This is a genomic window from Streptomyces sp. NPDC032472, assembly GCF_040636955.1.
Taxonomy (GTDB): domain Bacteria; phylum Actinomycetota; class Actinomycetes; order Streptomycetales; family Streptomycetaceae; genus Streptomyces.
Window position 1 is genome coordinate 1 of the sequence record NZ_JBEZVK010000092.1, and the last position, 19,702, is coordinate 19,702.

Consider the following 19,702-nt stretch of genomic DNA (forward strand, 5'->3'; position numbering starts at 1 on the left):
GTTCCGGGCAGGCGGGGCGGACCCCGCCTGCCCGGACCGGTCGACCCGGTCGCCCGGACGGCCCGGTCAGGCCTGCCGGTCAGGCCTGCCGGTCAGCGGGCCAGGACCTCCGCCGCCACCGCCTCGGGCACCGGTGCCAGGCCCGCCGGGCGGGTGGTGAAGGTGCCCCGGCCCTGGGTGCGGCTGCGCAGCCGGGACGCGTACCCGAACAGCTCGGCCAGCGGGACCACGGCCGTGACCGCGGTCGTCCCGGACCTGCCGGTGGAGCCGGACACCCGGCCGCGGCGGGCCGCGAGGTCGCCGAGCACGGCGCCGACCGCCTCGTCGGGGACGGTGACCACGACTTCGGCCACCGGCTCCAGCAGCGCCATCGCACTCGCCCGCAGCGCAGCGCGCAGCGCGGCCCGGCCCGCCGTACGGAACGCCATCTCCGAGGAGTCCTTGGAGTGCGTCGCCCCGTCGGTGAGGGTGACCCTCAGCCCGGTCACCGGATACCCGCCGAGGGGGCCGTCGGCGAGCGCATCGCGGCAGCCTGCCTCGACGGCACGGACGTACTCCTGCGGCACCCGGCCGCCGACGACCGTCGAGCCGAAGGCGAAGACCGTCTCGGCCCGGCCGTCGCCGCGGCCGTCGGCCCGGCCGACGGGCCCGCCGTCGTGCTCCGCCGTGTCCTGTCCTCCTTCCAGCGGTTCGACATCGATGACGACGTGGGCGAACTGGCCCGCGCCGCCGTCCTGTTTGACGTGCCGGTGGACCAGGCCCGCCACGCCGCGCACCACGGTCTCGCGGTACGAGACCTGGGGTCGGCCCACGGCGAGTTCCAGCCCGTGGTCGCGGCGGATCTTCTCCACTGCGACCTCCAGGTGGAGTTCGCCCATGCCCGACAGCACCGTCTGACCGGTCTCGGGGTCGCTGCGCACGACCAGCGAGGGGTCCTCCTCGACCAGCCGGGCCAGCGCCGACGCGAGCCGGCCCGTGTCGGTGCTGCGGCGCGCCTCGACCGCGACCGACACCACCGGGTCGGCGACCGCGGGCGGTTCGAGCAGCAGCGGCGCCTGCGGCGCGCACAGCGTGGTCCCGGCGCGCGCCGTCTTCAGGCCGACCACGGCGACGATGTCGCCGGCCTGTGCCTGCTCCAACTCGGTGTGCTGGTCGGCCTGCACGCGCAGGATGCGGGCGACGCGCTCGGTGCGGCCCGTGCCGGCGTCCAGCACCGTGTCCCCCTTCCTCAGCGTTCCGGAGTAGACGCGCACGTACGTGAGCCGGCCGGTCGCCGTCACCGCCACCTTGAAGGCCAGGGCGGCCACCGGTTCACCCGGGTCGGGCAGGCGCTGCTCCTGCTCCCTGCCGCCGGCCGCGGTGCCCCGTACCGGGGGCGTGTCGGCGGGCGAGGGGAGGTACGCCGCGACCGCGTCCAGCAGCGGTTCGACACCGCGGTTGCGGTAGGCCGAGCCGCACAGGACGACCGTGCCCGAGCCGTCGAGGGTCGCCTCGCGCAGGGCGAGGGCGAGCGTCCCGTCGGACAGGGCGTCCGTGGCGCAGAACTCCTCCAGGGCGGCCGGGTGCAGCTCGGCGGCCGTCTCCTCCAGCAGGCGGCGGCGCCGGTCCGCTTCGGCCCGCAGCCCGGCGTCCACCTCGGTCACCTCGGTCACGGGGCTGGCCTCGCCGACTCCCCCGGTCCCGCGCATCTCGTACGTCTCGTACGAGTCGGAGCCGGGCGGCCAGACCAGGGCGCGCATCCGCACCAGGTCGACGAGGCCGGTGAAACCGTCCTCGCGTCCGATCGGCAGCTGGGCCACCAGGGGCACGACGCCCAGCCGCTCGCGCAGCGAGGCGACCGCGGTGTCGAGGTCGGCGCCCGCCCGGTCCAGCTTGTTCACGAACGCGATGCGCGGGACGCCGTACCGGTCGGCCTGCCGCCACACCGACTCGCTCTGCGGCTCGACGCCGGCGACGGCGTCGAACACGGCGACCGCGCCGTCCAGGACGCGCAGGGAACGTTCCACTTCGTCGGCGAAGTCGACGTGGCCCGGCGTGTCGATCAGGTTGATGCGGTGGCCGTCCCAGGTGCAGCTGACCGCGGCGGCGAAGATGGTGATGCCGCGGTCGCGCTCCTGGTCGTCGTAGTCGGTGACCGTGGTGCCCTCGTGGACCTCGCCGCGCTTGTGGACGGAGCCGGTGGCGAACAGGATCCGCTCGGTGACGGTGGTCTTGCCCGCGTCCACGTGGGCGAGGATGCCGAGGTTGCGGACGGAGGTGAGGGCGGGACGGGAGGCAGTGGTGGTGGCGAGGGTTCGCCGGCTGGTGCGCATGGCCCGGGCCTTTCGGAAGTGAGCTGTTCAGGGCTGCGCGATTCCCGGACGTGAAGGGTGAGCTGCGGTCCCGGGGCCACCCCGGTCAGCCGGCCCTGCCGGCCGTCGACGGAGGACCGGACGGACGGCGGGGGCGATCGGGGGACGCGAGGACGCGAGGGACTCGGACGAACCGGAGGAGTACGGCGACTTCAGCGGGTTCGCAGGTACGTCACGGGCATACGGTGCCGGCCGCGCAGCGGGCACCGCGCGTCCCGGGACACCGGGATCACGTCGTACCGGGACGGGGGAACGTAGGCGGCGGTGCGCTGACGGCACATGACCTGTTCCCCTCTCGCTGCGCTGTCGCTCGGATGTCCCGCCAACGGCGTGGCGGGTGGGCCGCATTGTGGTGGCGGCGCGCGCTGCGAGTGTAGGCAGGGGTGCGTCCGCGGGTCACCGGATTTATGTGCCGCCCCGCGCGGACGTTTCGCCGGCCCGCCGGCGCGCCATGTTCGCAGCGGAGGGCGGCGCGGCCGCGAGCGTACGGAGGGAGCAGCGGCGATGGCGGACGGTGGGCGGCGGACGGACACGCGCCGGTCCGGGCTGAAGGAGTCGGCCGACACGGCAGGGCCGGTCCGGTGGACGCGGTGGCCCGGCCTGGTGGCGGGCCCGGCCCTCGGCGCGGCCGCGCTGACGGCGGTCGTCGGGCTCGTCGTGGCCCTGGCGGCCTTCGGGAACCTGACCGACTTCGGCACGAACCAGCAGTTCGTCCGGCACGTGCTCGCGATGGACACCACCTTCCGCGATCCCGACCTGATGTGGCGGGCCGTCACCTCGGCGCGGCTGCAGAACGCGGTCTACGTCGGCATCATCGCCTGGGAGGTGTCGGCGGCGGCCGTCCTGCTCCGGGCCGTGTGGCTGTGGTGCGCCGCGCTGCGCGGTGGCAGCGCGGGGCAGGCGCGCGCCGCGAGCAGCGTCGGGCTGGTGATGGTGCTGCTGCTGTTCGGGCTGGGCTTCCTCGCCATCGGCGGCGAGTGGTTCGCGATGTGGCAGTCGGAGCAGTGGAACGGGCTCGACGCCGCGGCCCGCAACACGCTGCTCGCGGCGGCGGCGCTCGTCCTGGTCCACCTTCCGTCGGCCGCCGGCCCGGACCGGCCGGGCACCCCCGACCGACCCGGCATCCCCGAGGAACCGGCCGCCGCCGGGCAACCGGGCTCCGCCACAGGCTGAGATGGCGGGGCCCGGGAGCCGGGGCGGCGCGCAGGCCCAGCCTCCGCGGCGGTCAGTCCTGGCGGGCCTTGCGCTCGTGTGTGGCCGCGCGGATCTCCTCCGTCGCCTCGCGGAACGCGGGGGCCGCGCGCCGGAAGTAGTCGAACAGCAGCTCCTGCTGCTCGGGCGTGTAGCCCGCGAGCACCTCGGCGATGCGGCGCCGCGCGGGCCCGACGACGGCCTCGACGCCGGCCAGCGCGTCGGGTACGGCCTCCACGACGACCTTGCGCCGGTCGCCGGGGTCGGCCGTCCGCCGTACATAGCCCGCGCGTTCGAGGCGGTCGATGAGCCGGGTGGTCGCGCCCGTCGTCAGTCCCGTCCCGGCGGCGAGCTCTCCCGAGGTCAGACCGCCGGCCAGGGTGATCCTGCTGAGCGCGTACCACTCGGACGCCTGCAGGCCCGCCGCTTCCGCCCCCGCCATGCCGTGCAGTCCCACGGCGTCGATGTAGTCCCGGAAGACCGGGCGGCGGTCGTCCTGTGCCGACATCACCACTCCTTTCCCCTTGCCGAATATCTGCATGCATGCAGATAATGCATGTGTGCAGTTGCTGCACCAGTTTAAGCAACAGTCCGAGGAGAGGTATCACCATGAACCGCAGGACCGTCAAGCGCGCCGCCCTCATCACCGCCGCCGTTCTCACCGTGGGCGCCGGAGCCGGGTACGTGTACCTCGACGCCACCTCCGACGTACAGCGCACGGGGGCGGCCGCCTGCACCGACGTCATCCCGGCCGGCGCCGAGCGCGCCGACGGCGAGGCCGTGTGCGCCACCCTCGACGCCCTCACCGCCGCCTGGGGCCACGGCGATGCGGACGCCTACGGCCGCCTGTTCACCGAGAACGCCACCTACACCACGTACATCGGCAGCCACTACGAGGGCCGCTCCGACATCACCGAGGGCCACCGCGCGCTCTTCGAGGACTTCGTCAAGGGCAGCAAGCTCGCGGCGAGTTACCTGGACATGCGCTTCCCGGTCAAGGACGTCGCACTGCTGACCGGCCGCGGCGACGACTACACCGGCAGCAAGCCGTCCGTCGCGGAGCTGTCGAAGGTGCAGACGTACACCCTGGTCCGCGACACCGACGGCGTGTGGCGGATCGCCGCGTTCCACAACACCCAGCGGCAGAACGTGATGGAGCGCTTCTCCTTCCTGTACTCGCCCGCCACGGCCCCGAAGGCGGAGAAGTGAGCCGCGCCCTGGTCACCGGCGCCACGTCGGGCATCGGCCGGGCCTTCGCCCTCGCCCTGGCCGCACGGGGCCACACCGTCACGGCGGTCGCGCGCAGCGAGCGCCGCCTGAGGGAGCTGACGGCGGAGCTCCCGGGCGAGGGGCACGACCACCTCGCGGCCGACCTGGCCTCGGCCGAGGGCTTGCGCAGCACCGCGGCGGCACTGTCGGCGGCCGCCACCCCCTACGCCCTGCTGGTCAACAACGCCGGCTGCGCCCGGCCCACGGGCCCCTTCAGTCCCGACCCCGCCGGCGAGACCACGCCCCTGGACGGAATCTCGCCCCTCGACGAGGTCCTGCCCATGCTCCGCCTCAACTGCGAAGCCCTGGTCACCCTGGCACACGCCTTCCTCGGTGCAGCCCGCCCCGGGGCCGCCTTGGTGAACGTCGCCTCCGGCCTCGCCCTCACCCCGCAGCCGGGCCAGGCGGTGTACGGGGCCACCAAGGCGTTCGTCACCTCGTTCTCCCAGGCGCTCTGGTACGAGCAACGGCCGCGCGGCATCCACGTCCTGGCCCTCTGCCCCGGCCCGACCGCCACCCGGCCGGACCTGCACGCGGACACGCCGTCGGCGCTGGTCCACACCCCGGAGGCGGTGGTGGCAGCCACCCTGAGGGCCCTGCGTCGGCGCAGCCGCCACACCGTCCTGCCGGGCCTGGCGAACGCCTTCCTCACCAGGACCCTCGCCGCCCTCCCCCGCCGCGCATCCCTCGCGGTCCTCGCAGACGCCTGAGGGCTGCGCCGGGCGGGTGCCGCGGGCCGGTCAGGCAGCCTTGAGGGTGCCGCCGTCGATGACGTGGTCGGCGCCGTGGATGTTGGCGGCGCGGTCGGACAGCAGGAAGGCGACCAGGTCCGCCACCTCTTCGGGTTCGGTGACGCGCCCCGAGGAGATGCCGAACTGACCGGGCAGCCCGTCCCTGCTCAGGTCGACGGACACGGCCGCGGCGGCGACCTTCTCCAGCTCGGGGGTGACGGTGCGGGCGGCACCCACCACCCGGACACCCTCCGCGGCCAGGGTCTGAGCTGCTCGACGTGCCGGAGGGCAAGCCGGGCTCGGAGCCGGAGCGGCTGCGTACGCCACCGACGGAGACGACGGGGACCGCGATGGTGCGGGCCATGGAGCGAGTGGGGAAGATCTCCGCGTTCGCGCTGGGCCGGGTGGACCTCTCCAGGGGTGCCGGTGAACCGGCTCTCGGTGCTGGCCCGCCCGCTACGGGCAGTTGAGCAAGGCGCAGACGATCGAGCCGGCGCCGGAACTGCGGCGCACCGCGCTGCTGACGGCCGTGGTGCGCCAGCTGGAGGCCCAGGCGGTCGACGACGCGCTCGACCTGTTCACGGCGCTGATGGCGAACCGGCTGATCAGCCCCTGCCCGCAGGGCGTCGGACCGCGACCGGCCGGCGATGTTACCGCAGTTGGAGCAGGCCGTACGGATCCTGGCGAAGGCGTCGCGGACCTCGTCTGGTGAGTCGTCGTTGAGCACCGTGTGCGTATCAGGTGACGGATGCTCGGCGATGGCTGGGCCCGCCGGTCAGTCGGTTCCTTCGATGATGCGGAAGTCGCGCTCGAAGCCGTCGGGGAGGGCCACCAGCGCCTTCTGGTATGCCTCGCTCTCGTAGGCCGCGACCGCCTGTTCAAAACTGTCGAACTCGATCAGAACGACGCGTTGCGTGATTCCGGCCTCGTGGGCGACGACTCGACCGCCACGGGTCAGGACGCACCCGCCCGCGGCCCGGACAGCCGGACCCGCCAGCTCGTTGTAGGCAGTCAGCGTCCCAGGGTCGGAAATGGCGGGGTAGACACTGACCCAGTAGCCCTTGGCCATGGAAACCTCCTGTGTTCGGCCGGACACGTGCGACTTCGAATTGACACTCGGATTGCTCGATCCCGACGACGGCCCAGGGGGTCGAGGTCTCAAATGTCTCCGTCGAGGTCGTGCCTCGATCCTTGCCGTTCGAGCCGGCCTCGGCCATGGCGGAAAGGCCAGCCTCCGATACATTCTCGCCATGCCCGTCCACCATGCCGCCCCCGGTACTCCCGGCGCCCGCGACCTGACCGGTCGCACCACCGAACCGGATCGCGCAATGCGCCCAGAACCGCGGCCTGGCATCCACAAGGTGGTCGTCCTCGTACTCGACGGGATCTACCCCTTCGAACTCGGCATACCCCAACACGTCCTGGGCTCCGCCGGTGGCCGCTACGAGGTGGTGACCGCGGGCGTGGACGGGAAGCCCGTGCGCACCGTCTCGGACCTGACCGTCACCCCCGGGCACGGCCCTGAGGTGCTGGCCGAGGCGGACACCGTGATCATCCCTGGGTACGCGATCACCCAGGGATCGACCGCCGCCACGGACTCGAAGGCCCTGGACGCGCTTTCCAGCGTCCGGCCCGGCACCCGTCTGGTGTCGATCTGCAGCGGCGCCTTCCTGCTGGCCGGCACCGGTCTCCTCGATGGGCGCCGGGCCACCACCCACTGGGCGCTCAGCGACCGCTTCCGGGAACTGTTCCCCCGGGTCGAGCTCGACGCCGGCGTTCTTTTCGTCGACCACGGTGACGTGTTGACCTCAGCGGGGGCGGCCAGCGGCTTCGACGTCTGCCTGCACCTGCTGCGCCAGGACCACGGCACCGAGGTCGCCAACCAGGTCGCCCGCTTCTGCGTCATGCCGCCGTACCGGGACGGCGGGCAGGCGCAGTACATCGAGCGGCCACTGCCGCCGACGGGCGCAACCGGCACCGGGCCGACCCGCGACTGGGCACTGCAGCGGCTGGAACTGCCGCTGTCGCTGGACGAGTTGGCGGCGCACGCGGCAATGAGCACCCGTACCTTCGCCCGGCGCTTCAAGGAGGAGACCGGTCTGAGCCCCGGCCGCTGGCTGACCTCGCAGCGGCTGCGGCGGGCCCGGCACCTGCTGGAGTCCAGCGATCTGCCGGTGGAACGCGTCGCCCACGAGGTCGGGTTCGCCACCGCCACCTCCCTGCGGCGGCACCTCGCGGCGGAGGCCGGAGTCGCCCCGTCGGCGTACCGTCGCACCTTCCGTGCCCCGGATCCGGCCGCCGGCGACGCGGGCTCCATCCCCACCTAGGAGCGCGGGTCAGTAAACAACTCCTGGAATGCCGCGCGTCGTGGTGAAGTGCGGCTGCCGAGCGCTGCTCTAGAAAAGGCGTGGCCGCCGGGCAGTCGTGATGCGACAATCCGTCCGCAACTTGATCCACATCCGCGTCCCGGAGGTCCGCATGGACGTCGCCTCGCTGCTGCCGTTGACCACGTCCCGGTTGTCGCTGCGGCTGTTCACTCCCGGCGACGCCGATGACCTGTACGCCTACCAGAGCCTGCCGAGCGTGGCGCGCTACTTGTACCGGCCGGCGCACACGCGTGAGCGCAGCGAGCAGGTTGCCGCCGAGCGTGCGGCGCAGACGGCCTGGTGCGCCGACGGGGACAAGCTGGCGCTCGCTGTCTGCCGACGCGATGAGCCCGGCGTCCTTGGAGAGGTGAGCCTCACCCTGGCCGATGCCCGCGCCGCCCAGGCCGAGATCGGCTGGACTCTCGACCCAGGTCACCAGGGGCACGGCTACGCGACCGAGGCGGCCGCGGCGCTGGCCGGGTTTGCCTTCGACACGCTGGGCGTGCACCGGCTCTACGCCCGGCTGGATGTGGAGAACACCGGGTCTGTGCGGGTCTGTGAGCGCCTCGGGATGCGCCGGGAGGCGCACCTGGTCGAGAACGACCTCGACGGGGATCGCTGGGGCAGCGAGTACATCTATGCGGCGCTGTCCGCGGATCTTGGCAGTCGATCAGGCGATTGAGCCCGACGGCGCATCCTGTTCGCGATCTTCCATACGGGAGAATCCTGGTATGTCTGGTGGGGATGGCCTGTTCGAGGTGGATCCGGCGGCGGTGGTGAAGCCGGAGACCGCGCCGACGGCCCGATTCGTGGCCGAACTGGTCGACGAGGTGCTCGACCTGGGCGCGATCCTGGCGTCCTACACCGAGAAGCGAGGGTTCCCGCCGTATGACCCGCGGTTGATGGTCCGGCTGCTGATCTACGGGTACACCACCGGAGTGCGCTCGTCGCGGGCGATCGAGCGCAAGTGCACCGATGATCTGGCCTTCCGCTATCTGGCCGCGGGGGGCGGCCCCGGACTTCCGCTCGATCGCCCGGTTCCGCCGCCGCCACCTCGACGCCCTAGCCGACCTGTTCACCCAGTCGCTGCACCTCGCGACCAAGCTCGGCATGGTCAAGATGGGCCGCGTCGCCCTGGACGGCACCAAGCTCGAAGCCAGCGCCTCCAAGCACAAGGCGATGAGCTACGGCCGTCTGATCGACAAGGAGGAACGGATCGAGGCCGAGATCGCCGCATTGGAGGCCAAGGCCGCCGCCCTGCTCGCCGACGCCGAGGCCACCGACACCGCCGAGGACCAGGCCTTCGGCCCCGACGGCAAGGACACCGACCTTCCCGACGAACTCGACCGACGCGAAAAGCGCCTCGCACGCCTGCAGGCAGCCCGCGCCCAGATCGAGGCCGAAGCCGCCGACAAGGCCCGCCCGAAGCCGAAGGCCCAGGCCAACTTCACCGACCCCGACTCGCGGATCATGAAGAACAGCGACGGCGCCTACATCCAGGCCTACAACGCCCAAGCCGTCGTCGACGAGGCCCATCAGGTCATCACCGCCGCCGACATCACGACCAACGCCTCCGACGCGCTGAACTACACCACCATGCTCGACCAGTCCGCCGCCAACACCGGCACCCACCCCAAGCAGGCCCTGGTCGACGCCGGCTACTGCTCCGAGACCAACCTCGAAGCCGCCCGGGACCGCCAACTCGCCTGCGGCACCGATACCTTCATGGCCACCGGCCGCCTCGCCCACGACGAGCAGGTCCCACCCGCACCGCGCGGACGCATCCCCAAGGACACGACCTTGCAGGAACGCATGGCCCGCAAGCTGCGGACCAAACCCGGACGGGCCGCCTACAGCCGCCGCAAAGCCATCGTCGAACCCGTCTTCGGGCAAATCATGACCTGCCAGAACGGCCGCCAGCTCCTCCTGCGCGGCGAGGACGGCGCCCGCGGCGAGTGGCGCCTGCTCGCCGCCTGCCACAACCTCCGCAAGATCTTTCGCCACACAGGGACGGCAGGGATCGCCGCCCTGGCCTGCTGACCGGCCGGGCCTCCCCGGCCACATGACGAACCCTGCCACCCGGACACCCGGCCGACAGGGCCCCACCAGACCCCACCGGCCCGGACAAGACCACGCCACCGCAACCGACCCGCCGGTCACAGCAACAGAGCCGCTCGCCCGTTACCGACCCACGCTCCCAGCCACGACGCACCGTGCGCCTCCCGGAGGGTTCGTCCGAACCTCTGCGCCGGGCGCACATCAGGGCGGTGACCGCCATCGCGGCGATGCCGACCAGCGCTGCGGTGGTGCAGGCGTGGTCGTTCGGGAAGAGATGACCGGCGCCGAGGAAACATATCGACGATCGCCAGCGCCAATGGCCTGCCGAGACAAGAGAAACAGGTGGACCACGACTGGGCCTGCAGCATGCGCGGCCTTGCCTCGACTCGACACCGCGGCCCGCAAGGGCAAGCGCGGCGGCCGGCCCCCGGTCATCACCGACGACATGCTGCACACCGTGCTGCGCCGCCGCGCGGGCGGCGAGGCCGTCGAGCAGATCCGGCCCGACCTGGTCATCCCTACCGGCAAGCGCAAGGGGCAGAACCCCTCGTGGCGAGCATCCACCGGGCGCTCGTCGAGCACGGCGAGCGCGAGGCAGACCCCGAAGCCGTCGAGCAGGCCCACGCCGACTTCGCCGACCTCCGCACCGCAGAGGCCCCCGGCCCCGACCGGACACCGCGGCGCTCAGCTCATGACCATGACCATGACCATGACCGTTCTCACCGGGCCCGCCCCGAGAGGTTCCGTTGCAGGGGGCCGCCTCAGCCGTTGAGGGAGCGCATCAGGTCCGGGGAGTAGCGGTCGCCGGAGGCGACTCCGCGCGGGGCGACGGCCTCGATCGCGGCGATGTCCTCCTCGGTGATGGTCACGCCGGTGGCCGCGATGTTCTCCTCCAGGTAGCGGCGGCGCTTGGTGCCGGGGATCGGGACCGCGCCCTGGCGCAGCACCCACGCCAGCGCCAGCTGGGACGGGGTGACGTCCTTGGCCTCGGCGAGGCGTCGGACGGCGTCGACGACGGCGAGGTTGCGGGCGAAGTTCTCGCCCTGGAAGCGGGGGTCGGTCCGGCGGAAGTCGTCCTCGGCGAAGTCGTCCGGGCTGGTGATGGCGCCGGAGAGGAAGCCGCGGCCCAGCGGGGAGTAGGCGACCAGGCCGATGCCGAGCTCCTCCAGAACGGCCCGGACCCCGTCGCCCTCGATGCCGCGCTCGAAGAGGGAGTACTCGGTCTGGACGGCGGTGAGGGGGTGGACGGCGTGGGCGCGGCGGATCGTGGCCGCCGCGGCCTCGCTGATGCCCAGGTAGCGGACCTTGCCGGCGGTGACCAGCTCCGCCATCGCGCCGATGCTCTCCTCGATCGGCACGTCCGGGTCGACGCGGTGCAGGTAGTACAGGTCGATGTGGTCGGTGCCGAGGTGGCGCAGCGAGCGGTCGGCGGCGCGGTGGATGTACTCGCGGCGGCCGTTGTGGCCGCGCATCGTGCCGTCGTCGTCGAACTCGATGCCGGTCTTCGTCGCGATGACGACCTTGTCGCGGCGGCCCGCGACCGCCTTGGCGATCAGCTGCTCGTTGCGGAAGGGGCCGTAGCTCTCGGCGGTGTCGAGCATCGTGACGCCGAGCTCCAGGGCCCGGTCGATCGTGGCCAGCGATTCGGCCTCGTCCGTGGCCCCGTAGAAGGCGCTCATGCCCATGCAGCCGAGGCCTTCGGCACCGACCTGCAGACCCTGGGTGCCGAGTGCGCGCAGTTCCATGACGTGTCTCCCGAGGAGTAAGTAACTAACTGGTTATGCACCAGTGCACCACCCCGAAGCACTCTTGTCAATAACCGGATAGTTACTTGCTAGCCTGGGCGTCATGGCACGCGATTCACAGGCAACGAAGGCACGGATACTGGCGGCGGCGTTCGACGAGTTCGCCGAGTACGGCATCGCCGGCGCCCGGGTCGACCGCATCGCCGACGCGGCCGAGGCCAACAAGCGGATGATCTACGTCTACTACGGCAACAAGGAACAGCTCTTCGACCAGGTCATCCGGCAGGCCCTGGAGCAGGGCGCGGAATCCGTCCCCTTCGACGCCGAGAACCTCCCCGGCTATGCCGGAGCGATCTTCGACCACCTCACCGCGGACCCCCGCCTCATGCGCCTGGTGATGTGGAAGCGGCTGGAGCGCCCGGAGGCGACCTCGCTGGAGGCCGAGTCGTACGAGCGCAAGACCGCCGCCCTGGCCGCGGCCCAGCGGGACGGCCACGTCGACCCCACCCACGACCCGGCCGACCTGCTGATGCTGGTCCTCGGACTGGCCCAGGCCTGGTTCACCACGGCCGGCGGGCCGACGGGCGACGCGCCCGGCGGGCCCACGTGGTCGGAGTACCTCCGCGAGGGACACCGTGCGGCGGTGATCGACGCCGTGGCCCGGCTGGTCGCCGTACGGAAGCAGCCGGAGCAGACCGCACCCGCCGCGCGCGCATAGCCGCCGCTCAGGCCCGCCCCGGACCGGATGCCGACTGCGCCCGGACGACGGCCGCGAGGAGCCCGGGGAACGCCTTCTCCATCTCCTGCCCGCGCAGGGCGTTCATGCGCGAGGTGCCCACGTAGTACTGCCGGATCAGGCCCGCCTCGCGCAGCACCTTGAAGTGGTGGGTGGCGGTGGACTTGCTGACCGAGATGTCGAACTCGCCGCACGCGATGTCCGCGCTCCCGGCGTCGAGCTGCGCCACGATGCTGCGGCGGACCGGGTCGACGAGGGCCTCCAGCACCTGCTGGAGGGAGACGTCGGCGACCTCGGGGTGCGACGGAGTGCGTTCCATGCCCCCGATAGTACGACAGCCATCAAAGTTTGACCGCGGTCGTACTTTCCTGCCAGAGTGGATCACCCATCCGGCAACGGCAATCGGAGGACGGAGTCATGGCGACGACGGTGCGGTTCCACGAGATCGGCGGCCCCGAGGTACTGCGGCTGGAGGACGTCGCCGCAGGCGAACCGGGGCGGGGTGAGGCGCTCGTCCGGATCGAGGCGATCGGCGTCAACCGGGCCGAGGCCCTCTTCCGCAGCGGCCGGTACATCGAACCCGTCCGCCGCTTCCCCTCCCGGCTCGGCTCCGAGGCCGCCGGCGTCATCGAGGCGCTCGGCCCCGGTGTGACCGGCTTCGAGCAGGGGCAGGCCGTCAGCGTCGTCCCGAACTTCTCGCAGAACGACTACGGCGTGTACGGGGAGCAGGCCGTCGTGCCGGTCAGTGCGCTGCTCCCGCGGCCCGAGGGCCTGGACGCGGTCGCGGGGGCCGCGGTGTGGATGCCGTACCTCACGGCGTACGGCGCGATGGCCGAGGTCGGCGGGATCCGGGCCGGGGACGTGGCCGTGGTGAACGCCGCGTCCAGCAGCGTCGGACTGGCCGCGATCCACACCGCCAACCGGCTGGGCGCGACCCCGATCGCCGTCACCCGCACCCGCGCCAAGCAGCGGCAGCTGCTGGAGGAGGGGGCGGCCGAGGTGCTCGTCTCCGACGAGGAGGACGTGGCGGGGCGCGTGCTGGAGCTGACCGGCGGCCGGGGCGCGGAGTACGTCTTCGACGCTGTGGCGGGGCCGGGCGTGGTGGACCTGGCGCGTGCGGTGGCGGCGGACGGGACGCTGTTCCTGTGGGGCGCCCAGAGCGGGCAGCCGACGCCGTATCCGGGGTTCGACCTCGGGATGCCGGCGCTCAACATGCGGACGTACACGATGCTCGAGACCGCGAAGGACCCGGAGCGGCTGCGCCGAGCCGCCGCGTTCGTGACCTCGGGCCTGCGGGGCGGGTACTTCCGGCCCGTGGTGGACCGCCTCTTCCCGCTGGAGGAGATCGTGCAGGCACACCGGCACATGGAGTCCAACACCCAGTTCGGCAAGATCGTGGTCACCGTGGCCGGGTGAGCCCTCCCCGGTCGGCGCACGCCCGCCACCTGCCGGGATGTCCCCGGACGACCCCCGTGCCACAGTGGACGAGGAGGCGTCGATGGATGAATCCCGGCAGGGGCCCGAGCTCAGCGAAGAGGGGCTGCGGCGGCTCCTGCACGGGCTCACGGCCGTCCGCGACGGCGATTTCACCACGCGCCTGCCCGAGGGCTCCGAGGGCCTTCTCGGCGAGATCGCGACGGTCTACAACGGCATGGTCGACCAGCTGTCCCTGGTGACCTCCGAGGTGACGCGGGTCGCGCGCGAGGTCGGCGGCCAGGGACTCCTCGGCGGGCACGCGCGCGTCCACCGGGTGAGCGGCATCTGGCAGGAGCTCGCCACCGGCGTCAACACGATGGCCGACAACCTGACCTCGCAGGTCCGCTCGATCGCCCAGGTCGCCACCGCCGTCGCCAACGGCGACCTGACCCGCAAGATCCGCGTCGACGCGCGCGGCGAGATCCTCGAGCTGAGCGAGACCATCAACACCATGGTCGACCGGCTCTCCGCCTTCGCCGAGGAGGTCACCCGCGTCGCGCGCGAGGTCGGCACCGAGGGCAAGCTCGGCGGCCAGGCCACCGTCCAGGGCGTCTCGGGCACCTGGAAGGACCTGACCGACAACGTCAACTCGATGGCCGACAACCTCACCAACCAGGTCCGCAACATCGCCCAGGTCACCACGGCCGTGGCCCGCGGCGACCTCACCCGCAAGATCGACGTCTCCGCGCGCGGCGAGATCCTCGAACTGAAGACCACCATCAACACGATGGTCGACCAGCTGTCCTCCTTCGCGGCCGAGGTGACCCGCGTCGCCCGCGAAGTGGGCAGCGAGGGCAGGCTCGGCGGCCAGGCCGAGGTGGAGGGCGTCTCCGGCACCTGGAAGCGGCTCACCGAGAACGTCAACGAGCTCGCCGGGAACCTCACCCGCCAGGTCCGTGCGATCGCGGCCGTGACCAGCGCCGTCGCCGAGGGCGACCTGACCCGCTCGATCACCGTCGACGCCCCGGGCGAGGTCGGCGACCTCAAGGACAACATCAACGCGATGGTGGAGTCCCTGCGCATCACCACCCGCGCCAACCAGGAGCAGGACTGGCTGAAGACGAACCTGGCCCGGGTGTCCGGCCTGATGCAGGGCACCCGCGACCTGACCGACCTGACCCAGCTGGTGATGAACGAGGTCCCACCGCTGGTCGGGGCCGAGTACGGGGCGTTCTTCCTCGCGGACCGGGACGACAAGGGCCCGTACCTCGTCATGACCGCCTGCTACGGGACGCCCGACGACCCCACCTCTCCCCCGCGCCGGTTCCGCTTCGGCCAGTCCCTGGTCGGGCAGGCGGCCGGCTCGCGGCGCACCCTGTCCTCCGAGCACCTGCCGCCCGGGTACGCCACCATCTCCTCCGGCGCCGGTTCGGCGGAGCCCGCCGTGCTGCTCGTCCTGCCGATCGTGGCCGAGGACCAGGTGCTGGGCGCCGTCGAACTGGCCTCGCTGGTGCCGTTCACGGCGATCCACCGCGACTTCCTCGACCAGCTCATCGAGACGGTCGGGGTCAGCGTCAGCGCCCTGATCGCCAACGCCCGCACCGACGAGCTGCTGGAGCGCTCGCAGAGCCTGACCGCCGAACTGCGGGCCCGTTCGCAGGAACTCCAGGCCCGCCAGGAGGAGTTGCAGCGCTCCAACGCCGAACTGGAGGAGAAGGCCGCCCTGCTCGCCGACCGCAACCAGGACATCGAGCGCAAGAACCTTCAGATCGAGCAGGCCCGCCAGGAACTGGAGGTCCGTGCCCAGCAGTTGTCGCGGACGTCCATGTACAAGTCCGAGTTCCTGGCCAACATGAGCCACGAGCTGCGCACCCCGCTCAACAGCCTGCTGATCCTGGCGCAGCTGCTCGCCCGCAACCCCGACGGGAACCTCACCGCCAAGCAGGTGGACTACGCCGAGGTGATCCACTCGGCGGGCTCCGACCTCCTGCAGCTGATCAACGACATCCTCGACCTGTCCAAGGTCGAGGCCGGCAAGATGGACCTGTACCCCGAGCCCTTCCCGCTGCGGCAGCTGCTGGAGACCCTGGACTCCACCTTCCAGCCCGTGGCCACCGCCCGGCAGTTGGAGTTCCGGGTCCTGACGGGGCGCGGACTGCCGGAGGAGCTGTTCACGGACCAGGCGCGGCTGCGGCAGGTGCTGCGCAACCTGATCGCGAACGCGTTGAAGTTCACCGAGGAGGGGCACGTCGAGCTCCGGGTGGACGTCGCGGCCCGGCACGAGGTCCCGGCCGCCGTCCTCGTCGGCGAGCACGCCGGGACCGGGGAGGAGCAGGGGGTCCTCGCCTTCCGCGTCACGGACACCGGCATCGGGATCCCCGAGGACCGGCTGGAGATCGTCTTCGGCGCGTTCCAGCAGGGCGACGGCACCACGAGCCGCCGGTACGGAGGCACGGGGCTCGGCCTGTCCATCAGCCGGGAAGTGGCCCACCTGCTGGGGGGTGCGGTGGAGGTGCGCTCCCGGCCCGGCGAGGGCAGCGTGTTCACGCTCTACCTGCCCGTGCGGCTGCCGGCGCCGTCCGGGCCGGCCCCGGGCACCGCCGCGGCCGCCCTGGGCCCGGGACCCGTGGGCGCCGCAGCGCACGGGGAGGGTGTCCCGCGGGCCGGTTCCGGGCCGGAGGTGACGGTGCTCGTGGTGGACGACGACGCGCGCAACGTGTTCGCGCTCACCGAGATCCTGCGCCGGGAGGGCATCCGCGTCCTGCGGGCCGAGGACGGCCGGGCGGGGCTGCGGCTGCTGGCCGAACACGAGGACGTGGACCTCGTGCTGATGGACGTGATGATGGCGGGCATGGACGGGTACGAGGCCACCGCCGCGATCCGCGCCCTGCCCGGCTACCGACACGTGCCGATCATCACCGTGACCGCGCAGGCCATGCCGGGGGACCGCGAGAAGGCGCTCGCGGCGGGCGCCGACGACTACGTCACCAAGCCCGTGGACGCGGACGAGCTGGCGGCGCGGATCCGCAGCTGGCTGGCCTGAGGCGCGGCCGGTCGGCCTGAGGCGCAGCCGGCCTGAGGCGCGGCCCGAGGGCTCAGGAGCCCTCCCTGGCTCAAGCACCCTCCTGCACGACCCGTACCAGGACCAGGCTCGTGTCGTCGTCGGTGTTGCCCCGCGCCTCGGCGAGCAGCCGGTCGGCGATCCGCTCCAGGCCGGCGTCCGCGAGGGGTTCGAGGGACCGCATCAGCTGGGCCATCCCGTCGTCGAGCGAGCTGTGGCGGCGCTCGACGAGGCCGTCCGTGTACAGGACCAGCACGTCTCCCGGGCGCAGCGCGGTGACGGTCTCCGTGTACTCCACCGACGGCAGGGCACCCAGCAGGATGTCGCCGGGGGTCTCCAGGATGCGGGCGCGGCCCTCGCGGAGCAGGATCAGCGGCAGGTGGCCGGCGCTGGACCAGCGCAGCAGCCGCTCCTCGGGCTCGTACAGGGCGCAGGCGGCGGTCGCGGTGGGGTTGCGCAGGGCCATGGACACCTCGTTGAGCCAGGCCATCAACCGGCCGGGCCCGGCCCCGGTGAACGCGAGCCCGCGCAGGGTGTTGCGCAGGGCGACCATGGCGGTGGCCGCTTCGACACCGTGGCCCGCGATGTCGCCGACGGCCACCATCACCCGGCCGTCGGCGAGCGGCAGCACCTCGTACCAGTCGCCGCCCACCCGGTACTCCTGTGCGGCGGGCCGGTAGCGGGCCGCGGCCAGCAGCCCGGGCAGCTCGAGGGAGGCCGGCACCTCGGGGACGATGGCCCTCTGGAGCTGCCGGACGACCTCGTGGCGGGCCGCCGCCTGCGCCTCGACCACGGTCAGCTGGTCGTACGTCGCGCCCAGCGCCAGCTCGGTCAGGTAGCGGGCGGAGACGTCCTGGAAGACGCCCGTCACGGCGACGGTGGCCGCTGCGCGCACGAGGGGTTCGGCGCTGATGCGGACGTAGCGGGTGCCGCCGTCGCCGCGGACCAGCCGGACCAGCGCGTGCGCGCCCTCCTGCCGGATCGTCAGGTCGTCCAGCAGTTCGGCCAGGACCTCCTTGTCGTCCGGGTGGACGCGGGAAAGCAGTTCCCGCAGCGGGAGGGCCGGCGCGTCCGGCGCCATGCCGACGACGGCGTACGCCCGCTCGCTCCAGCGCACCGCCCCGGACACCAGGTCCTCCTCGAACAGGGCGAGCTGGTCCAGCCGGTCCAGTACGCGGCGCAGCAGCCGGTCGGGATCGTCCGCGGTGCGCCACAGCAGGACGGACCGGTCCGGGCCGACGGGCAGTGCCCGTACGTCGGTCAGCCCGCCGGCACCGCTCCCCGTGCCCCCGCCCGCGATCCGGGCCGCCTCGCGGGGCGCGGCGTCGGCGAGGGCCCGCGCGATGAGCCGCTCCAGGTCGGCGCAGTGCTCGGGCAGCACCTCGGCCAGCGGGCGCCCGACCGGGTCCGGCACGCCGGCGAGCAGCCGCTGCGCGACGGGGTTGGCGTGGGCGATGTGCCAGTCGGCGGCGGCGCCGGGGCGGTGCAGGAGGAGCGCCGCGGCGGTGAGGGTCTCCAGCACGGCCGCGAGCGGCGGGGAGGCGCCGGCGGTGTCGGCCGCGGCCGGATCGGGGGCGGCGTCGAGGACGCGGGCCGCCGTGTCGGACAGGGCCTCCAGCGCGCGGCGCAGGGTCGGGTCGAAGGAGACCGGTCCGGGCCAGACGGCCAGCAGGACGCCGACGACCGTCCCGTGGTGACGCAGGGGCAGCACGGCGCGGCCGGCGTCGGTGCCGGGCCCGGGCAGCGGTTCGCCGGGCGGCGGGCCCGCCGGGAACCAGCCGGGCGCGCCCTCGTCGCACGCGGTGCGCAGGGCGCCGGCCAGGTGGGCCGGCAGCCACTGCCAGTGCACGGCCTGCAAGGGGCTGCCGCCGGTCTGGGCGGCGAGCTGCAGGCAGTCGGTGGCGGTGCGCCGCCACAGCCACACCTCGCGGACGCCGAGGGGGCCGAGCCCGCCCTCCAGCAGGGCCGCCGCGGCCTGGCCGGCGGCCTCGGCGGCGCCGACGGCGGCGTCCGTGCGGCGCAGCCGGCGGGTGGCGGGGGACGGCGGGGCGGGCGCGGCGGCCGCGGAGGCTCCGGCTGTGGCGTTCACGATGTCCGCGGCGACGTCGGACACGCTCATCCCGGTCCCGGAGGCGAGCCGGCCCAAGTGCTCGGCGGCCTCGGCCGGGGACACACCGAGCTGGGCGACGAGGATGCCGGTGGCGAGGTCGCGCAGGCGGCGGTCGGCACGGGCCGCCTGGAGCGCGGCGACCTCGCCGGTCAGCGCGCGCACGGCCCGCTGGAGCGGGCCGGCGTCGAACTCGCTGTCGGTACCGGTACCGGTACCGGGCTCGAGGTCGCGGACCGGTTCGCCGGGGACCTGGTCCATGTCACCCTCCGGAGGCCGTAGCGGCGTCACCGACGGGGCCCGGACCGAATCGGACATCAGGGATCGCCTGCCCCGATTTTACTCGCCGCACCCTCTCCGAGACGTCCCGCACGGGCAACGTCCGTGGCGAAGGCACCCTTTCGAAGCCGAGGATCGACACATCCAGCCCCGCCAACGCGTCCGGCCCGGCCATTCCAGCCCCGCCGACGCGTCCGGCCCGGCCATTCCAGCCCCGCCGACGCGTCCGGCCCGGCCGACCACCCGCCGCGCCCTTGCGGCCCGGCCATTCACTCCGCCGACGCTTGCGGCCCGGCCGACCGCCCGGGGGGGGGCGTGGGGCCCCCCCAACCAACCCCCCCCCCCCGTGATGGGCGGGGGCGGGGGGGCCGCCCCCCCCCACCCCGACGCCC

The 19,702-nt window shown here is 73.1% G+C and carries 17 protein-coding genes and 1 pseudogene; 11 read left to right on the forward strand and 7 right to left on the reverse strand.

What is annotated here, in order from left to right; all coding sequences use genetic code 11:
• Nucleotides 1-92: 92 nt before the first annotated feature.
• Complete coding sequence (gene fusA, locus AB0F11_RS33900) at nt 93-2,312, reverse strand: elongation factor G (RefSeq protein ID WP_362182300.1); 2,220 nt, start codon at nt 2,310-2,312, stop codon at nt 93-95.
• A gap of 543 nt (nt 2,313-2,855) precedes the next feature.
• Between fusA and AB0F11_RS33905 the strand changes: the two genes are divergently transcribed.
• Complete coding sequence (locus tag AB0F11_RS33905; protein ID WP_362182304.1) at nt 2,856-3,524, forward strand: DUF2165 domain-containing protein; 669 nt, start codon at nt 2,856-2,858, stop codon at nt 3,522-3,524.
• Nucleotides 3,525-3,576: 52 nt separating this feature from the next.
• Here AB0F11_RS33905 and AB0F11_RS33910 read toward each other — a convergent pair whose 3' ends face one another.
• On the reverse strand, nt 3,577-4,050 hold the full coding sequence (locus AB0F11_RS33910) for a MarR family transcriptional regulator (protein WP_362182307.1): 474 nt from the start codon (nt 4,048-4,050) through the stop codon (nt 3,577-3,579).
• Nucleotides 4,051-4,151: 101 nt separating this feature from the next.
• On the opposite strand from AB0F11_RS33910, the gene AB0F11_RS33915 reads away from it, so the two are divergent.
• A complete protein-coding gene (locus tag AB0F11_RS33915; RefSeq protein ID WP_362182310.1) occupies nt 4,152-4,751 on the forward strand; it encodes an SgcJ/EcaC family oxidoreductase in 600 nt (199 codons plus the stop codon).
• A complete protein-coding gene (locus tag AB0F11_RS33920; RefSeq protein ID WP_362182313.1) occupies nt 4,748-5,521 on the forward strand; it encodes an SDR family NAD(P)-dependent oxidoreductase in 774 nt (257 codons plus the stop codon). The genes AB0F11_RS33915 and AB0F11_RS33920 overlap by 4 nt, the downstream gene beginning before the upstream one ends.
• A 30-nt stretch (nt 5,522-5,551) precedes the next feature.
• On the opposite strand, the gene AB0F11_RS33925 is transcribed toward AB0F11_RS33920, so the two are convergent.
• Nucleotides 5,552-5,869 carry an SDR family oxidoreductase gene (locus AB0F11_RS33925; RefSeq protein ID WP_362182316.1) on the reverse strand — a complete coding sequence of 106 codons (318 nt, stop codon included), beginning with the start codon at nt 5,867-5,869 and terminating at the stop codon, nt 5,552-5,554.
• Nucleotides 5,870-6,008: 139 nt separating this feature from the next.
• Between AB0F11_RS33925 and AB0F11_RS33930 the strand changes: the two genes are divergently transcribed.
• A complete protein-coding gene (locus tag AB0F11_RS33930; protein ID WP_362182319.1) occupies nt 6,009-6,254 on the forward strand; it encodes a hypothetical protein in 246 nt (81 codons plus the stop codon).
• Nucleotides 6,255-6,317: 63 nt separating this feature from the next.
• Here the strand turns inward: AB0F11_RS33930 and AB0F11_RS33935 are convergent, their stop codons facing one another.
• A complete protein-coding gene (locus AB0F11_RS33935; RefSeq protein WP_362182322.1) occupies nt 6,318-6,611 on the reverse strand; it encodes a DUF1330 domain-containing protein in 294 nt (97 codons plus the stop codon).
• 259 nt (nt 6,612-6,870) lie between these two features.
• Here AB0F11_RS33935 and AB0F11_RS33940 point away from each other — a divergent pair, with 259 nt between their 5' ends.
• From AB0F11_RS33940 to AB0F11_RS33955, 4 genes and pseudogenes are all read left to right on the forward strand, one after another.
• Nucleotides 6,871-7,869, forward strand: a complete 999-nt coding sequence (locus AB0F11_RS33940; protein WP_362182347.1) for a helix-turn-helix domain-containing protein — start codon at nt 6,871-6,873, stop codon at nt 7,867-7,869.
• 151 nt (nt 7,870-8,020) lie between these two features.
• Nucleotides 8,021-8,590: a GNAT family N-acetyltransferase gene (locus tag AB0F11_RS33945; RefSeq protein ID WP_362182325.1), complete on the forward strand. Its 570-nt coding sequence runs from the start codon at nt 8,021-8,023 to the stop codon at nt 8,588-8,590.
• Between the two features lie 118 nt (nt 8,591-8,708).
• A pseudogene (locus AB0F11_RS33950) lies at nt 8,709-9,948 on the forward strand (IS1182 family transposase); the annotation flags it as partial.
• 394 nt (nt 9,949-10,342) lie between these two features.
• Complete coding sequence (locus AB0F11_RS33955) at nt 10,343-10,738, forward strand: hypothetical protein (RefSeq protein WP_362182327.1); 396 nt, start codon at nt 10,343-10,345, stop codon at nt 10,736-10,738.
• Here AB0F11_RS33955 and AB0F11_RS33960 read toward each other — a convergent pair.
• Nucleotides 10,728-11,711 (reverse strand): aldo/keto reductase, encoded by a 984-nt coding sequence (locus tag AB0F11_RS33960; protein WP_362182330.1) that lies wholly within the window; start codon nt 11,709-11,711, stop codon nt 10,728-10,730. The two genes, AB0F11_RS33955 and AB0F11_RS33960, sit on opposite strands and share 11 nt — an antisense overlap.
• Before the next feature lie 103 nt (nt 11,712-11,814).
• Between AB0F11_RS33960 and AB0F11_RS33965 the strand changes: the two genes are divergently transcribed.
• On the forward strand, nt 11,815-12,429 hold the full coding sequence (locus tag AB0F11_RS33965; protein ID WP_362182333.1) for a TetR family transcriptional regulator: 615 nt from the start codon (nt 11,815-11,817) through the stop codon (nt 12,427-12,429).
• Between the two features lie 7 nt (nt 12,430-12,436).
• Here AB0F11_RS33965 and AB0F11_RS33970 read toward each other — a convergent pair whose 3' ends face one another.
• A complete protein-coding gene (locus AB0F11_RS33970) occupies nt 12,437-12,766 on the reverse strand; it encodes a helix-turn-helix transcriptional regulator (RefSeq protein WP_362182336.1) in 330 nt (109 codons plus the stop codon).
• Nucleotides 12,767-12,864: 98 nt separating this feature from the next.
• On the opposite strand from AB0F11_RS33970, the gene AB0F11_RS33975 reads away from it, so the two are divergent.
• Together AB0F11_RS33975 and AB0F11_RS33980 are read left to right on the forward strand one after the other, a co-directional pair.
• A complete protein-coding gene (locus AB0F11_RS33975) occupies nt 12,865-13,863 on the forward strand; it encodes a zinc-dependent alcohol dehydrogenase family protein (RefSeq protein ID WP_362182339.1) in 999 nt (332 codons plus the stop codon).
• Between the two features lie 82 nt (nt 13,864-13,945).
• Nucleotides 13,946-16,906, forward strand: coding sequence for a HAMP domain-containing protein (locus AB0F11_RS33980; RefSeq protein WP_362182342.1), 2,961 nt, complete (start codon nt 13,946-13,948; stop codon nt 16,904-16,906).
• A 70-nt stretch (nt 16,907-16,976) separates the two neighbouring features.
• Here the strand turns inward: AB0F11_RS33980 and AB0F11_RS33985 are convergent, their stop codons facing one another.
• Nucleotides 16,977-19,292, reverse strand: coding sequence for a SpoIIE family protein phosphatase (locus tag AB0F11_RS33985; RefSeq protein ID WP_362182344.1), 2,316 nt, complete (start codon nt 19,290-19,292; stop codon nt 16,977-16,979).
• Nucleotides 19,293-19,702: the final 410 nt, after the last annotated feature.

Coding starts and splice junctions, on each gene's coding strand:
- fusA (WP_362182300.1), bottom strand. CDS start 2,312: ATGCGCACCAGCCGGCGAACCCTCGCCACCACCACTGCCTCCCGTCCC.
- AB0F11_RS33905 (WP_362182304.1), top strand. CDS start 2,856: ATGGCGGACGGTGGGCGGCGGACGGACACGCGCCGGTCCGGGCTGAAG.
- AB0F11_RS33910 (WP_362182307.1), bottom strand. CDS start 4,050: ATGTCGGCACAGGACGACCGCCGCCCGGTCTTCCGGGACTACATCGAC.
- AB0F11_RS33915 (WP_362182310.1), top strand. CDS start 4,152: ATGAACCGCAGGACCGTCAAGCGCGCCGCCCTCATCACCGCCGCCGTT.
- AB0F11_RS33935 (WP_362182322.1), bottom strand. CDS start 6,611: ATGGCCAAGGGCTACTGGGTCAGTGTCTACCCCGCCATTTCCGACCCT.
- AB0F11_RS33940 (WP_362182347.1), top strand. CDS start 6,871: ATGCGCCCAGAACCGCGGCCTGGCATCCACAAGGTGGTCGTCCTCGTA.
- AB0F11_RS33945 (WP_362182325.1), top strand. CDS start 8,021: ATGGACGTCGCCTCGCTGCTGCCGTTGACCACGTCCCGGTTGTCGCTG.
- AB0F11_RS33960 (WP_362182330.1), bottom strand. CDS start 11,711: ATGGAACTGCGCGCACTCGGCACCCAGGGTCTGCAGGTCGGTGCCGAA.
- AB0F11_RS33965 (WP_362182333.1), top strand. CDS start 11,815: ATGGCACGCGATTCACAGGCAACGAAGGCACGGATACTGGCGGCGGCG.
- AB0F11_RS33970 (WP_362182336.1), bottom strand. CDS start 12,766: ATGGAACGCACTCCGTCGCACCCCGAGGTCGCCGACGTCTCCCTCCAG.
- AB0F11_RS33975 (WP_362182339.1), top strand. CDS start 12,865: ATGGCGACGACGGTGCGGTTCCACGAGATCGGCGGCCCCGAGGTACTG.
- AB0F11_RS33980 (WP_362182342.1), top strand. CDS start 13,946: ATGGATGAATCCCGGCAGGGGCCCGAGCTCAGCGAAGAGGGGCTGCGG.
- AB0F11_RS33985 (WP_362182344.1), bottom strand. CDS start 19,292: ATGGACCAGGTCCCCGGCGAACCGGTCCGCGACCTCGAGCCCGGTACC.